Origin of the sequence: Paenibacillus sp. ICGEB2008 (assembly GCF_000307675.1) — a bacterium.
GTDB classification, from domain to species: Bacteria; Bacillota; Bacilli; order Paenibacillales; family Paenibacillaceae; genus Paenibacillus; species Paenibacillus polymyxa.
Map to the genome: position 1 here is coordinate 698,946 of NZ_AMQU01000007.1, position 14,560 is coordinate 713,505.

General features: G+C 45.6%; 13 protein-coding genes and 1 pseudogene. 6 read left to right on the top strand and 8 right to left on the bottom strand.

Annotated elements, in window-relative coordinates; genetic code table 11:
* Positions 1–167 precede the first annotated feature (167 nt).
* The gene (locus tag C400_RS0107835) at positions 168–1,565 is read left to right on the top strand and encodes an L-cystine transporter (RefSeq protein WP_016820649.1); all 1,398 of its coding nucleotides are present in this window, start codon (positions 168–170) and stop codon (positions 1,563–1,565) included.
* 245 nt (positions 1,566–1,810) lie between these two features.
* A complete protein-coding gene (locus C400_RS0107840) occupies positions 1,811–2,509 on the top strand; it encodes a queuosine precursor transporter (protein WP_016820648.1) in 699 nt (232 codons plus the stop codon).
* A 66-nt stretch (positions 2,510–2,575) separates the two neighbouring features.
* Here C400_RS0107840 and C400_RS0107845 read toward each other — a convergent pair whose 3' ends face one another.
* Complete coding sequence (locus tag C400_RS0107845; RefSeq protein WP_017426575.1) at positions 2,576–3,664, bottom strand: M24 family metallopeptidase; 1,089 nt, start codon at positions 3,662–3,664, stop codon at positions 2,576–2,578.
* A gap of 64 nt (positions 3,665–3,728) precedes the next feature.
* Positions 3,729–4,493, bottom strand: a complete 765-nt coding sequence (locus C400_RS0107850) for an MBL fold metallo-hydrolase (RefSeq protein ID WP_017426576.1) — start codon at positions 4,491–4,493, stop codon at positions 3,729–3,731.
* Between the two features lie 163 nt (positions 4,494–4,656).
* Here C400_RS0107850 and C400_RS0107855 point away from each other — a divergent pair, with 163 nt between their 5' ends.
* Positions 4,657–5,166 carry a GNAT family N-acetyltransferase gene (locus C400_RS0107855; RefSeq protein WP_017426577.1) on the top strand — a complete coding sequence of 170 codons (510 nt, stop codon included), beginning with the start codon at positions 4,657–4,659 and terminating at the stop codon, positions 5,164–5,166.
* 100 nt (positions 5,167–5,266) lie between these two features.
* Here the strand turns inward: C400_RS0107855 and C400_RS0107860 are convergent, their stop codons facing one another.
* From C400_RS0107860 to C400_RS0107875, 3 genes and pseudogenes are all read right to left on the bottom strand, one after another.
* Positions 5,267–5,701: a threonine/serine exporter family protein gene (locus C400_RS0107860; RefSeq protein WP_017426578.1), complete on the bottom strand. Its 435-nt coding sequence runs from the start codon at positions 5,699–5,701 to the stop codon at positions 5,267–5,269.
* Between the two features lie 20 nt (positions 5,702–5,721).
* Positions 5,722–6,476, bottom strand: a pseudogene (locus C400_RS0107865) (threonine/serine exporter family protein).
* A gap of 109 nt (positions 6,477–6,585) precedes the next feature.
* Positions 6,586–7,443, bottom strand: a complete 858-nt coding sequence (locus C400_RS0107875) for a hypothetical protein (RefSeq protein WP_017426580.1) — start codon at positions 7,441–7,443, stop codon at positions 6,586–6,588.
* A 360-nt stretch (positions 7,444–7,803) separates the two neighbouring features.
* Here C400_RS0107875 and C400_RS0107880 point away from each other — a divergent pair, with 360 nt between their 5' ends.
* Positions 7,804–8,535 (top strand): HAD family hydrolase, encoded by a 732-nt coding sequence (locus C400_RS0107880; RefSeq protein WP_016820641.1) that lies wholly within the window; start codon positions 7,804–7,806, stop codon positions 8,533–8,535.
* Positions 8,536–8,672: 137 nt separating this feature from the next.
* Positions 8,673–9,353 carry a serine/threonine protein kinase gene (locus C400_RS0107885; protein ID WP_016820640.1) on the top strand — a complete coding sequence of 227 codons (681 nt, stop codon included), beginning with the start codon at positions 8,673–8,675 and terminating at the stop codon, positions 9,351–9,353.
* Between the two features lie 82 nt (positions 9,354–9,435).
* Here C400_RS0107885 and C400_RS0107890 read toward each other — a convergent pair whose 3' ends face one another.
* Positions 9,436–10,854 (bottom strand): NAD-dependent malic enzyme, encoded by a 1,419-nt coding sequence (locus C400_RS0107890; RefSeq protein WP_017426581.1) that lies wholly within the window; start codon positions 10,852–10,854, stop codon positions 9,436–9,438.
* Positions 10,855–11,103: 249 nt separating this feature from the next.
* On the bottom strand, positions 11,104–11,910 hold the full coding sequence (gene speD, locus C400_RS0107895) for an adenosylmethionine decarboxylase (protein ID WP_016820638.1): 807 nt from the start codon (positions 11,908–11,910) through the stop codon (positions 11,104–11,106).
* Between the two features lie 573 nt (positions 11,911–12,483).
* On the opposite strand from speD, the gene C400_RS0107905 reads away from it, so the two are divergent.
* Positions 12,484–13,332, top strand: a complete 849-nt coding sequence (locus C400_RS0107905) for a hypothetical protein (RefSeq protein WP_017426583.1) — start codon at positions 12,484–12,486, stop codon at positions 13,330–13,332.
* An 83-nt stretch (positions 13,333–13,415) separates the two neighbouring features.
* On the opposite strand, the gene C400_RS0107910 is transcribed toward C400_RS0107905, so the two are convergent.
* Entirely contained in the window at positions 13,416–14,429 is a 1,014-nt protein-coding gene (locus C400_RS0107910) for an RluA family pseudouridine synthase (RefSeq protein WP_017426584.1), read from the bottom strand.
* Positions 14,430–14,560: the final 131 nt, after the last annotated feature.

Consider the following 14,560-nt stretch of genomic DNA (forward strand, 5'->3'; position numbering starts at 1 on the left):
ACGAAGGCTTGCTGTTTGTCGTTTTCATAAAATCTAAGGCTGAAGCAGTTTTATTATTTTTATTTCAATAAAACCTACAAAAATAGTTGGCTTTGTGATATAGTAATCTTCGGATTGAAGGGTCACTTTAGAAAACATCTTACGTTTAAGTTTGGAGGAAAAGATATATGGATACCTTCTTTATTATTTTAAATGTTATCGTGCTGCTTGCACTGCTCGGCGTGTTGGTCTGGATGCAGAAAAAGCGCATCTCTTTTACAAAAAGAGTTTTTACCGGGCTCGGCTTCGGACTGATCTACGGGGCTATTCTTCAGTACGCTTATGGGGCTGGCTCAGAGGTCATTACCAAATCGGTCGATTGGTTCAACCTTGCAGGTAATGGTTATGTCCGTTTGCTGCAAATGGTCGTTATTCCGCTTATCATGGTGTCGATTATTTCGGCTATTATGAATTTGAAGGGAAGACAGAATCTAGGCAAAATAAGCGTGTCCATTATTGCAGTGCTACTGATTACAACGGCGATTGCAGCTTCAGTAAGTATTGTAACCAGCCTGTCTTTTGATCTAAAAGCAATTGAGATTCAAAGTGGTGAAAAGGAGCAAGCGCAGGGACTGAAGATGGAAGAACGCCTGGGAACAGTTCAGGATATGACTATTCCACAGCAGGTGCTGGAATTTATTCCTTCGAATCCTTTTGAAGATATGACAGGGGCACGCCGTACATCGACGTTGGCAGTGGTTATCTTCTCAGCCTTTATCGGGGTGGCAGTACTCGGATTGGATCGTAAAAAACCGGAGCAGGCGCAAACCTTCCGCAAAGTGATCGACGCAGTGTACGCTGTAGTGATGCGGATTGTAACGCTGGTGCTAAGATTGACGCCTTACGGTATTTTAGCACTGATCACGAAAGTTGTAGCTACAACAAATCCGGATGAAATCTTGAAGCTGATCAAGTTTGTACTTGCTTCTTATGTGGCTTTATTGGTCATGTTCGTTATTCATCTTATTTTGCTGGCCTTGTTCGGTTATAATCCAGTGACATATGTGAAAAAGGTATTGCCTACGCTGGTTTTTGCTTTTACGTCTCGTTCCAGTGCAGCGACCATTCCATTAAATGTTGAAACACAAACGAAAAAGCTTGGTGTGTCCGACGGCATCGCAAATCTGTCCGCGACCCTGGGTGCAACCATTGGGCAAAACGGCTGTGCGGGTATTTATCCTGCCATGCTGGCGGTCATGATTGCTCCAACGGTGGGCATAGATCCTACAAGCTGGGATTTTATCCTCACACTTATTCTGGTTGTTACGGTGAGCTCGTTCGGTGTGGCAGGTGTAGGCGGGGGCGCCACTTTCGCTTCCCTGATCGTGCTTTCTACCCTGAACCTTCCCGTGGCCTTGGCAGGATTGCTCATTTCGGTTGAACCGTTAATTGATATGGGCCGTACCGCGTTGAATGTTAATGATTCTATTACCGCAGGTCTTATCTCTGGCAAAGTACTCAAGGAGAACGATCAAGACGTGTTCAACAACCATGGCACGGATCTGGATGCAGCGGCACACTCTTAAGTAAAAGATAGACGAATGGTATACACTGCAGCCTCATATCGCATATGTATATGTAACACATGCAGTGTGCACCTCCATACTCAGAGCCGACCCTAAGGTCGGCTCTTTATTTTGGGCTGGTGGCAGTGTAAATTATAGCTGTTCACAAATCCTAATCTATGATACATTAAAATAATGTTTTTCCGGCTTGTTCGGATGAACCGCGGTTCGCAACCATCCCGCGCTATCAAAACTAGGAGGATTTCATGTTTAATCTGTTATGGGGGGCAGCATTTGTCCTCGTCAATTTTATGTTCTTTTTGCTATGTTATCGGTTGTTTGGTAAAAAAGGGCTATACGCCTGGATTGGCGTTGCTACTGTATTGGCCAATATTCAGGTAACCAAAACCATTGATCTGCTCGGCATTACCACGACATTGGGAAATACAATGTATGTTTCTATGTATATGGCCAGCGATTTACTAAATGAAAAATATGGGCCTAAAGAGGCGCGAAAAGCTGTGTGGTTTGGCTTCTTCACTCTGATTATGACGACGATCACGATGCAGATGGTGCTGTTATTTGAGCCTACTGCAACCGATTTTGCCCAGACACCGATGCAACAGCTCTTCGGATTGTTGCCAAGGCTTGCGCTTGCCAGCTTGACAGCCTATGCGGTCAGTCAATTGCTGGACGTGCGTCTATATGCCTGGATTCGCAAGTTTTTCCCGGAGCGTCATCAGCTCTGGATTCGCGGCAATGGCAGCACGATGATCAGCTCGTTTATAGACACCCTCATTTTCTGTAGTATTGCCTTTTACGGCTATGCGTGGGGGATATGGATCGAACTGCTGTTCACCACCTACATCTTAAAATTTGTACTGACTGCGGCAGGTACACCGATTTTATACATCGCACGTAATTTCCGTTTGATAGAAGAGGAGGGGCAAACCCTCAAGCCTTAATTGGCTTGGGGTCGCCCCTCTTTTTTTTCGTACTTTTAACATATCAATATAAAGAATAGCACTAGATTACCCCAGCACGGTCAGTTCCTTCGGAAAAGAAGTCAGCACTTCAACACCCTCAGAGGTGACCAGAACGTCATCTTCAATCCGCACACCCCCAAGACCTGGTACGTAGATGCCGGGTTCGATCGTGAACACAAACCCTTCATGAAGCAGATCGTTATTGCCTCCGTGTACAGATGGATATTCATGAACACTCATACCAAGACCATGTCCAACCCGATGGTTAAAAGCAGGGCCATATCCAGCGGCTTCAACAACGGCTCGTGCTGCCTGATCTACGGATGCGCAGGAAACTCCCGGGCGAATGGCGGCAATTCCGGCTTCATTTGAGCGAAGAACCGTATTATATATCGTTTCCAGCTCAGTCGAAAGCTTGCCAAAGGCAAAAGTGCGTGTAATATCCGAAGCATAACCATCGGAATATACACCCATATCAAACATGAGCAGATCACCGTGTTGCAGCTTGCGGGTCCCTGGGACACCATGTGGCAAGGCTGTTTTGGGTCCAGACAACACTGTAGTGTCAAAGGATGGACCATCTGCACCGAGTTTTTTCATCTGGTATTCGATTTCGGCTACCAGCTCGACTTCGGTCACCCCTTCGCGAACATGGGTTAGGCCGTGACGAAGAGCATCTTCCACCAAACGAGCTGCATGCTTCAAACGTTGTACTTCCTCAGGAGTTTTTCTCACGCGCATGTCTTGAAGCACCGGACCCAAGTCAACATATTGAGCAGCGCCAATGGCAGTATGTAGTTGTTCGTAACGGAGGACGGAGACGTGTTCCTTTTCCAGTGCGAATGCTTTCACTCCGGTACCTGTGCGTTGGCGTAACAGATCATACGGATTGTCCGTATCGGTGTGGGTGGATATACGCGTCACCGAGGAAGCAGCTTGGGCAGCTTCTGCGTCCAGGGCTGGCACAATTAGTTCTGGTTCTTGGTCACGAAGCAGCACGAGCCCTAGAAAACGCTCATGCGGATCACTGGCGAAGCCTGTCAGGTAGTAAATATGTTTGGGATCGGTCACAAGTAGGCCATCCCAAGCTTGTGACTTCAGTTCATCATACAATCTGGTAATTTTATCATTCATAGAGTCTCATTCCTTTCTGTCCATTTATTCATTATAGCTCTTATTACATCATAATTTATATGGCTTATTCTCTTGACTGACTTAATGCTTGCAGACGTGCCTGCACATTCTGATCATAGTAACCACCATGGTAGCAGAGTACCTTATCTACATCCAATACGGTCAGTTTATCGAGGCTCTTCAGAGCCAACGGCATATCCGGCGTAGCCGACTCAGCGGGACCGACCAGCTCACCCTCGACTACACGCAGTTCATCTGCTGCCAACAGCAGCTTGTGTGCAGGCACATACAAGCTGATATGTCCGGGCGTGTGACCAGGTGTATGAATAATCTGTATGCCTCCACCATAAGGCAGATGTTCACCGTCCTCAAGCATATGAGCAAAGCGCAAATCTGGCAGGCGGCGAATCATATCCTCTGCTTGTTGCTTGAGTGCAGGCTCCATCAGATTGATGCGTTCCGGCGTCAGCTTTATAAATGGTCGTTCTCCTGTCATATATGGAATGTCATCCTTATGGGCCAGCAGGGCAGTGTTCGGTAGCAAGTCCAGCAGTGCTTGAACATTTCCGATATGGTCAATATCCTGATGCGTTATAATAATTCTTTTCAGACGGCTTATATCCTCACCCACATCTGAAATAGCCTTGCGCAGAGGCTCCAATTGGCCGAGCATGCCCGAGTCTATCAATGTAAGTCCATCCTCGTCCTTGAGCAGTACAGGATGAATGATCGAGTGTCCAAAAAAAGGTCCCATAGACACTTCCAAAATCAAAATTTGAGTTCCAATATTCATATTAAGCTGCTTCGGATTCCTTTGACTCCGAAGCATACCTCCCGTCTCATGTTGTTAAATTGGTTAATGTAGTGCTGGCTTATCTTCAAATTCTATTATAAGACCCTTTGGGGTTAATCCGCAAAACAACTCGATATGGCTGTTCCGGCGCTTGTCCTGTACAATAAATAAATCACCACAATAGGGGGCAGATACGATAATGAACAAGGACCAATCTTTTTCCATTGAATTTGCATGCAGGGAGGATCTCCCCGATATTGTGGATATTTATAATTCTACGATTGCAGGACGAATGGTCACGGCAGACCTGGAGCCTGTGACAGTGGAGAGCCGCATTCCATGGTTTGAAGCTCATCAGGAAAACCACCGCCCTTTGTGGGTACTAAGACAAAAGGGGAACATTGCCGGATGGGCCAGCCTTCAGTCCTTTTATGGCCGTCCAGCTTATAACGGTACAGCAGAAATTAGCATTTATGTCCATGAGGATTCTCGTGGAACCGGCACTGGAAGCCGTCTGGTACAGCATTTGCTAAATGAATGTCCTAGACTAGGAATTACAACGTTGTTGGGGTTTGTATTTGGTCATAATGAACCGAGTATTGCGCTGCTGCGGAAGTTTGGCTTTGAGCAGTGGGGATACTATCCACGTGTTGCCGTGCTGGACAGCATAGAGCGAGATCTGGCTATATTAGGTAAGCGAGTAGATTAATATTGAGCTACACAAAAAGGCTGTCCCCACCATCGTCTCATACACTGTCAGTGTGGCGATTTTGGGAGCAGCCTTTTTTTACTTTGTTATTTCTTCGTTTTTAACGCTGAGGTTTAAAACGTACGTTGTGAAAGATTTGATTAAGCACCTCAGAGATCACCAAACCGACTGCTATTGCCCCGGCGATCATGAGTGTGCTCATGGCCAGCTCCAGTGCCTGAGGATAATGTTGTTGTACGAACTGGCGCATGGCATTATAAGCCATTCCTCCTGGCACCAGGGGAATCATGCCTGCCACGCTGAAAATAATCACAGGCATTTTGTACAGTCTAGCAAAACCTTGACTGACGATGCCGATAAGGATCGTGGCTAAAAGGCTGGCGCTCACAGGTCCCATGCTATCCGTGGTTGAGTAATAGACAAGCCAGCCCAGCATACCGACAAAACCACATTGCAGCAGCGAACGCCGAGGAGCGTGGAACAGTATACCGAAAGCAGCGGTGGCAATAAAGCTTGTGAATAATTGTGCAAGCATAAGCTTGAATCTCCTCCAAATTACATATAAGAAATGATAACTGCAACACCAGCACCAATGGCGAAAGACGTCAAGCAAGCATCTGCACCTTTGGAAAGCCCTGAGACTAGGTGCCCGGACATTAAATCCCGAAGGCATTTGTAATTAACAAGCCCGGCACCAGTGGCATAACGGAGCCAATGATAATTTTATCCATCATCTGACCCCCGCCAACAATCACTAACAGAGCCGCCAGCAAGCCGATTAGAAAAGATGCAGAAAATTCTGAGAAAAACTTAACCTTAACGAGCCTGTGGAAATATTGTAAGGCTGCAAATCCGATACCGCCGCACAACACAGCTCCGGGGAAATCTCGCCACACTCCACCAAACATGATCATAAAGCAACCGCTGGCCAACGCTGCAGCGATCAGTTGTACACGATTGGAATAGCGGAGGGGACCACGTTCAATTTCCGAAAGCTCTTTTACGGCTGCGCTGGGAGACAAAGTGCCTGCGCTGATTTTACGTGAAATGGAGTTCACCTCGGTCACCTTGTGCAAATCTGTAGTCCGCTCTACGATCCGGATTAGCTTGGCAGGTTCCGAATCATTAATGGCAAAAAAAATTCCAGTGGGTGTTACATAGCTATGGGACTGGGATATGCCATAGGCTGAAGCAATGCGGGACATCGTGTCTTCAACACGATAGGTCTCGGCTCCATTTTGCATCATCAGTTTGCCTGCTAGCAGACAAACCTCAACGATTTCAGGAGTAGGATAGGAATGATTATTCATGCTCGCTCTCTTTCATGCGCCCCAGGTCGTTCGACCCTGTTGTTTTCATTTATTGTAGCACAAAAAGCCGCCTTTTCAGAGGCGGTTAAATTGGGGGAATCTATGGAGTTTATCGAGATTCTATCGTATCGGGAATAACGGTATAGTAGGACTCCTCTAGGTATGTTGCGGCCTCAGACAAGCCCATCAGCCTAAGCTGTCCTGTTACAAAAGCTCGAAGGGCTGAATGGGTGAACAGATGCCGTGTCTGAGCATCCCGAATAAAAGCTAGTCTGGCTTCACGCGAACCGCTGCGGAACAAATCACGTACAGCTTCACCTTGTTGTTCCCAAAGGAATGGCTCCGTTACGTTCAAGAAGTCGCTCTCAATAGAAGAGCTACGCTTTAAAGAAGAAGGTGCCTGAATACCCAAGCCATTCAGTGTAGGAGCAACTTCATTTTGCTTACGCTCTGTTCGCAAGCTGTCGATGTAGGCGGCCATATCTTGAATCGGCAGAATGCCAAAGCGCTCCCGAAAGCATTTGCGTACAAACGCGGTACGTTCATCCACAGCCTGCGGAGGACGCTGACCAGCATGTCCAGAATAGTCTGCTCCACTGGCATAGTATCGTTTTAATGAACTGTTTTCTGTATAAACAACACTTAAAAAATCCTGCAAATGGCGGGCAACCACCCATACCCCTGTCCAATCGACGGGAGAGACGCATACAATCGGAGCCTGTGAAAGGTCCTTTTCAAGACCAAAATCGGTTAAAAAGCCATAATGTATCCCGTCCACTCCAGCGTGGGCAAAAGGAATAACATCAGGCGGTGTAGCCATATATCGCGGAGCGCGGCCTTGTTCCATAATCAATCCCAAATCAAAACTCAGAGAATGCCGGTTCGCTTCAAGCTCCTGTTCAAACTCTATAAGTGCCTCAATCAAAGGTGTGGCTGATCCATAGGCTAGGTTAGAACCGGAATCCATTGTGTATACCTCCCTTATCCAAGTACATCTGTAAAGCGTTCATCCCTAAAAGGTACGTGATTTTACACGAAATGTAAACCTGTATGACGAATATTTTCAAAAATGTGACCTTTTACCCGTGTGCTATCAAAATAAAACGCTTTCGTTCAAATTAGGACAAGATGCCTATGTTAGCGCAGTAGTGAAGTAAAGTGAGTTTGCCAAAATGCAGTCTTTTCAGTGTATGTTATTATCTGAGAAGGGTGAATGACAGATACGGGCTGGGTAGGTCAGGGTGCAACGTAATAGGTCAACGGGTATAATATCAGGACAAGGTATAGAGAAGTGTCATCCAAAGATTTAACAGAAAGAAGTGGGCATATGAACTTGCAAAAGAAGGCTGTTTTTTTTGATGTAGATGATACGATGTACGATCATCTGCACCCTACACGTGATGCATTACGTACAGTATTAGGATTAAGTGAGCGTTTTCCATATGAGGAAGTCTACCACCGTATTCGCTATTACAGCGATTTACTATCGGCTAAAGGAGGACTATTGGAGGGGAAAGCAGGGCAGGAAGAACTGGATGAGATGAGGGAAGGTCGTTTTATTCTGGCTCTACAAGAATTCGGGGTAGATATTACCCGTGAGCAGGCAGTGCATGTCCAACAAGAATACTTGGATCGTCAGTACCGAATTGAGTCTTTTGAGGGGGCTACTTCGTTAATTGATGAATTGAGCTCGGCTGGCTATGTGGTTGGTTTAATTACGAACGGTCTTGAAGAACACCAGATGAGCAAAATTAAAGCCATGACACTGGAAAATCATGTTGCAGCAGAGCATATTTTTGTGTCTGGGACCGTTGGTTATGCTAAACCTGATCCGCGCATTTTCGAAATAGTGAACGAACGGACAGGAACTTTAGCAGAGCATTGCTGCTACATTGGGGATTCCTGGCGTAATGATGTGGCGGGAGCTATAGCTGCAAATTGGCAGGTCATTTGGTTCAATCACAGGAACGCTTTCCCGGAATCTGATGTGTCGGGGGCTTATAAAACCGCGGCAAGTTACACAGAGTTAAGAAAGCTGCTCCTGCCAGACGCACGTTAGACACGGTACATATCGTGTTATCCAAAAGAATCTAACCTATTTTGAAGCTATTTCAAAAGCTGGTCCGTAATACTATTTATCTGTTATAAATCTAACTTCATTTGAAATGGGTAGAACAGAGAAGGAGGGACCCGCGCATGGTAGAACCATGGAGGCAGGCAGACGACATCATAAGTCAAGTGACCGTATATAGTACGGAGGATAATGACCCAGTTACCATTAAAACAGCCACCCAAGGCGTACGCTGTATTGGCATTGGGACAGATGCGGCTGTATTTACACTCGATACGTTGCCAGGCTACGCGTTCAAGGTGTATTCAGACATGGCGATCGAAAAAAAAGATGCAGAAGCCGATGTATATGAGCGTTTGCAAGGGTCTGATTTTTTTCCTCATTATTACGGAAAAGGCGATAAGTATATTGTCATTAGTTACGAATCTGGTGTTACGTTGCTAGATTGCCTGCTGCAAGGAATTCCGGTGCCGGAGCAGGTCATTTTGGACGTGGAAAAGGCGAGGGAATTTGTTCGGTCCAGGGGACTGAATCCCCGTGATATTCATCTCAAGAATGTACTCATGCAAGACGGACGCGCCAAGGTATTAGACGTATCTGAATATGTAAAAGAAGGCGATGACAAGCGTTGGGAGCATTTGGTGTGGGCGTATCATACGTTCTATTCCGGTTTCTCCGAGGTTAAGGTTCCTTCATGGATTTTGGATACGATCAAAAAATGGTATTACAAGCTGGACAACTCCAGCATCAACCTGGAGGAGTTTGCCCAGCGTGCCAGTCAATTGTTTTCTAAATGGAAGTCATAACTGCTGTGAAGAGTATCGAAATACAGACCTAGCCTTCTATACAAAAGGATTGCACCCATTTTACGGGAGCAATCCTTTTCTTTTATCTGAAATCTCTAGGTACTCTTCTGGCCGTACCACTCGCAATCGCGGCTTGAATCACCTTTTTACGCACCTGCTGTACAGCGCCTTCGTTAAAAACACCCGGGATAATATATAGCTTGTTTAATTCATCGGGACGGATTGTGCTTGCGATGGCCTCTGCGGCCGCCAGCTTCATTTCTTCATTAATTTCACGGGCGCGGCAGTCCAGTGCTGCTCGGAATATGCCGGGGAAGCAAAGCACGTTGTTAATCTGGTTAGGATAGTCCGAACGCCCAGTGGCGATGACTCCTGCAATATCCTCGACATCCTCTGGGTTAATTTCCGGAACCGGGTTAGCCATGGTGAACAGGACAGGAGCTTCCTTCATACGCTTCACGTCTTCTCGTTGCAATATTCCGCCTGCCGACAGACCGATAAACACATCTGCGTCCTTCAGAACCTCAGATAGCGTGCCGGACAGCCGCTCAGGGTTGGTATGCTGCGCATACCAGTTCCACATCGGGTGCTCATAGGTTTCATCAGCTGTAAGCGCACCGTGACGGTCTACACCAATAATGTTCACTGCCCCTGCAGATAGCAAAATTTTGGTACAGGCGACACCTGCAGCCCCGATACCGCAGACGACAATTTTGACGTCAGACAGAGCTTTGCCGACCACCTTGAGCGCATTAATCAGCCCTGCGTACAAAACAACAGCTGTGCCATGCTGATCGTCATGAAAAACAGGGATGTCCAGCTCGTCACGTAATCGCTGTTCAATTTCAAAGCATCGTGGCGATGAAATATCCTCCAGATTAATACCGCCAAAGGCTGGGGCCAGTTGCTTAATAGCCTTAATGATTTCTTCCGTGTCCTGCGTATCCAGGCAGATTGGGAAGGCATCGACGGACCCAAGCTGCTTGAACAGCATGGCTTTGCCTTCCATAACCGGCATGGCTGCATACGGGCCGATGTTGCCGAGTCCGAGGACAGCGCTTCCGTCAGAGACGACAGCGACGGTGTTACGCTTAATTGTTAATCGGAAAGCCTTGTCCTGCTCCTCATGAATTGCCATGCATACGCGCGCCACATCAGGAGTGTATACCCGGGATAAGTCGTCGCGGTTTTGAATTGGGACCTTGGGCTGCATTTCAATCTTGCCCCCGAGATGTAAGAGGAAGGTGCGATCAGAGATGGACAGTACCTTTACACCTTGTGCTTTTTTAATCCGGGCGATCATTCGGTCGATTTCTGCTGGATCAGCAATGGTGACTGTAATATCTCTCACAGTGGCCTTCTCAGAGGTGCGGATGACGTCAATGGCGATGACATCTCCGCCATGTTCGTTTACCAACGTAATCAATTGACCAAACTGGATGTGCTCGGTGGAAATTTCCAGTCGTAAAATAATATTTTTACCGCCAATACCGCCTTGCATGCAAATTCCTCCTTTGTCTTTTAAAACAAAATAGTGATCAATTGATTGCGCTTACAATCGGGAGCAAGTCTAAGATCTAGGCTGATAGTTTAAATTAGTGGTTTCTTCCCCTATCATAGTGAACATTCTTCCACTTGTACAGATCAAGCTGAGTAATATATATGATCTTGTATCCAAAAAAGACGAAAGCCCGGCTGAATTCCAGTCTAAGCAATCGTCCTTTGTATAACGAAATGATCCATTTTTGGTTTACGTCATATTTTTGCCGTAGTAAATTTCGTCCATTTCGATTTTGAGTCGTGTTGATATATTTTGTTGCTCTTTTTCACTCAGACTTTCTTTTGTGTAGCCGAACAGGTAGTTGTCCAGATCAAATTGTTTTAGCTTGCATTTGGTATGGAAAATATTTTCCTGATACACGTTTACGTCGATCATGTCATACTGATTGCGCACTTCGTCGGGAATATAGTTTTGAATCGAGGCAATGTCGTGGTCGATAAAAAGCTTATGACCATTCGTATCACGTGTAAAGCCGCGTACCCGGTAATCAATCGTCATAATGTCAGTGTCAAAAGAATGAGTCAGATAGTGAAGTGCCTTGAGCGGGGAGATTTCCCCACAGGTAGAAACATCAATATCTGCACGAAACGTACTGATCCCCTCGTCTGGATGATATTCAGGGTAGGTGTGAACCGTAATATGACTTTTATCCAGCTGTATCACGACAGACTCAGGTAGGGGACCTGGTGATTCTGCATACGAATCATTCGGTACCTCCACAATCGGCCCTTCTGATATAAGCACTGTCACGCTCGCTCCTTGAGGGACATAATCCTGCTGAGCAACATTGAGTACATGGGCGCCGATAATATCGGATACATTTTTTAAAATAGCTGTCAGTCGATCCGAGTTATATTGTTCATCAATATATTCAATATAGGCCTCGCGTTCTTCTTTGGTTTTGGTGTAACAAATATCGTACATATTAAAGCTCAATGATTTGGTCAAATTGTTAAATCCGTGCAGGGTAATCCGCTGTTCCGGTGTTATGGTCATAGGCTATTTCCCCTTATAGTCGCAGTATTCATACATAATATTCCCAACACGCCTTTTCATATACCGATTCATAAAATCAGCTTTGTAGCGGATAAAATAAAGACTTGAACATGTATGTTTTACCCATTTGGTATCATTAAAAACAGCCAGATTCACTTGAGATCCTCTCGATTTTACATGTATGGGAATTAAACGTTAATATACTTTATTTCTTACTCAGCAATTTTTAAGTAACAGAGCTTATAATGTGGACTATGTATATATGTATACAGGAAGGGAACGGAATTGGCAGAAGGTTCGTAGTACAACAAAAGATCTAGGTTCGTAATTCATGAATTTAATGTATGTTACCTTCATAATGCTGAAAGCTTAACCGAATATGATTATAGGCCCTGAAAAATAGTGATTTTGTACATTGCATAAAATGAGAAAAGCAACTTCAGCCACTGTTATGCGTATAATGAAATAAACGTAACAAGCTAAGAATTATGAAGTTAAAATGAATTTTGATCGCAAACTCATTTTATAAACCTATCTCATGACTGTAAGAAAAACGGTGGAAGGAGTATAAAGATGCTGGCTTTGTCCGATCCGGCCTGGACTCTGCTCCAAGGCCCCTACGGTTCTTCTCAATACGTTCCAGAAATGTTAAAACAGCTCCAAGCCGGATATGATGGCGAAATGGCTGACACCTTGTATTGGGAGGAATTGTATCACCAAAATACGTTGTATACTTGTACTTTTGCTGCTGTACCTTACCTAGTAGACATTGCGCTAAAAAGTTCTGATATAGAGATTCGGGCAGATATATATACCATTTGTGGAATATTTGAAGCGAAAAATAATAATCCCTTACATACCAAAATCCCGTTGGAATTTGCAAGGGATCAGGTGGAAGTGGATTCTAGCCTGGCAGAATATATTTATACGCAATATCGAAGTGCCATCGTTCGCCTTGCAGAATTGACGGAAGAAATGGTGCTCTATGCGAAAGAACACGAAGAAGATGTCGGCAAGCGCTATGTTCTCGCTGCGGCTGCCGCCTTTGAGGGGGATCATTGCGTAGCCTATATGCTACAAACTTTTGATACAGGTGACGAATATATGCTGGATTGTCCCCATTGCGGTACCCCGCTCTATATTTGGCCTGATGAACAGGGTGACACTCTCGTTATCTATGATAAAGACCCTGTCAGTTCAGGCAATCTAATCCCCTATCCGATTCGCCCCCGTTCATTGGACCATAGAGGTGCCGATATACAGTGGCTATACGAATATGCTCAAAAAATAGATGAGAAATTACTTCTTGCCCAGTTACCTTACTTAAACGGTTGGGTAGAATGTCCAGTGTGTAATTCACCCATATACATATGGGATGAGTTGATGAAAATGGCTGATGGTGTTCGGAGGCATACCGCTTAACCAACAAAAAAGGGGCTGTTTTTTTACAGCCCCCTAATTTCTCTTTGTATTTTTACACTCTTCTTCGTGTGCTTTGCTCCAGTCTACTCCCGAAACGGATTCAAAAAGCTTTTAGGAATGTCGGATTCAAAACGCAGCAATACTCCGGTGACGGGATGAATAAACGACAATACCTGTGCATGCAGACCAAGGCGCCCAATCGACTTGCTCTTGGAACCGTATTTTTTATCTCCAACAATCGGATGACCGATATCCTCCATATGCACGCGAATTTGATTTTTGCGTCCGGTCTCTAAACGTACTTCCAGCAAAGAAAAATGCCGATTGGCCTGAAGCCGCTTGTAGTGAGTGATTGCATGCTGGCCGTCATTCGGATAAGGACTGGAGTACATTTTCAGCGTCTTGCTTTCTTTCAGCCATGAGGTGATTGTGCCCGCGTCTTTTTTAACCTGCCCTTCTACGAGAGCAATGTATGTTCGTTCATACACAACTTCCTTCCACGCTTGTTGCATTTCCTGCTGTATGGCTTCGCTTTTCGCAAACATCATCACTCCTGATGTATCACGATCCAAACGATGCAGTACAAAAATACGGTTGTACGGATGCTCGCGTCGTACGTGGGCTGTAAGCTGGCGATAGGCTGTGACTTCCTGTTCCTGCGCAGAAGCGACAGAAAGTAGCCCAGCATCTTTATGAATAACGATAATAGCTTCGTCCTCATGCAAAATACGCAGCCCGGTTAGCGGCACCACAGGAGCTACCTTTTCCTTGGAGAGCGCGACAGTCTGTCCTTGCTCCAGCGGAAAATTATGCACAGTACGAGGAGTACCGTTGACGGAAACTTGCCCACGCGCCAATGCCGATTTAATGGAATTACGACCCATGCCAGTCACATGCTCAACTAAAAAGCTCAATAGCTCTGCAGGTTCCTGAACGATGTATGTTTTGGCAGGGGATTTATCCAAAGTATGGGTTTTTCGTTGAGCTTCCGGTCTATAGGAGCCAGATTTTCCGGCGGGTTTGTGATTGCGTCTGGAGTGGCTTGTGTTTGAAGTTGATTTTGTATGATTTTTCCTTTGAGGTTTCCGATTATTCATGGGTTCTTTCTCCTTCTTGGAGCCGTATCTCTTCATATTGTGGACCATTTGCGGCACCGTGTTCACTATATCATGAGAAAACAGCGAATGCCATAAGAGACTAAAACCCGATGGACAGACTTCCAGCGGTT

What these genes read in the sequence shown, in the direction of transcription:
- C400_RS0107885 (WP_016820640.1), top strand. Translation starts at nt 8,673, where the DNA reads ATGGTAGAACCATGGAGGCAGGCAGACGACATCATAAGTCAAGTGACC.
- C400_RS0107905 (WP_017426583.1), top strand. Translation starts at nt 12,484, where the DNA reads ATGCTGGCTTTGTCCGATCCGGCCTGGACTCTGCTCCAAGGCCCCTAC.
- C400_RS0107835 (WP_016820649.1), top strand. Translation starts at nt 168, where the DNA reads ATGGATACCTTCTTTATTATTTTAAATGTTATCGTGCTGCTTGCACTG.
- C400_RS0107860 (WP_017426578.1), bottom strand. Translation starts at nt 5,701, where the DNA reads ATGCTTGCACAATTATTCACAAGCTTTATTGCCACCGCTGCTTTCGGT.
- C400_RS0107850 (WP_017426576.1), bottom strand. Translation starts at nt 4,493, where the DNA reads ATGCTTCGGAGTCAAAGGAATCCGAAGCAGCTTAATATGAATATTGGA.
- C400_RS0107855 (WP_017426577.1), top strand. Translation starts at nt 4,657, where the DNA reads ATGAACAAGGACCAATCTTTTTCCATTGAATTTGCATGCAGGGAGGAT.
- C400_RS0107875 (WP_017426580.1), bottom strand. Translation starts at nt 7,443, where the DNA reads ATGGATTCCGGTTCTAACCTAGCCTATGGATCAGCCACACCTTTGATT.
- C400_RS0107890 (WP_017426581.1), bottom strand. Translation starts at nt 10,854, where the DNA reads ATGCAAGGCGGTATTGGCGGTAAAAATATTATTTTACGACTGGAAATT.
- C400_RS0107840 (WP_016820648.1), top strand. Translation starts at nt 1,811, where the DNA reads ATGTTTAATCTGTTATGGGGGGCAGCATTTGTCCTCGTCAATTTTATG.
- C400_RS0107910 (WP_017426584.1), bottom strand. Translation starts at nt 14,429, where the DNA reads ATGAATAATCGGAAACCTCAAAGGAAAAATCATACAAAATCAACTTCA.
- C400_RS0107845 (WP_017426575.1), bottom strand. Translation starts at nt 3,664, where the DNA reads ATGAATGATAAAATTACCAGATTGTATGATGAACTGAAGTCACAAGCT.
- speD (WP_016820638.1), bottom strand. Translation starts at nt 11,910, where the DNA reads ATGACCATAACACCGGAACAGCGGATTACCCTGCACGGATTTAACAAT.
- C400_RS0107880 (WP_016820641.1), top strand. Translation starts at nt 7,804, where the DNA reads ATGAACTTGCAAAAGAAGGCTGTTTTTTTTGATGTAGATGATACGATG.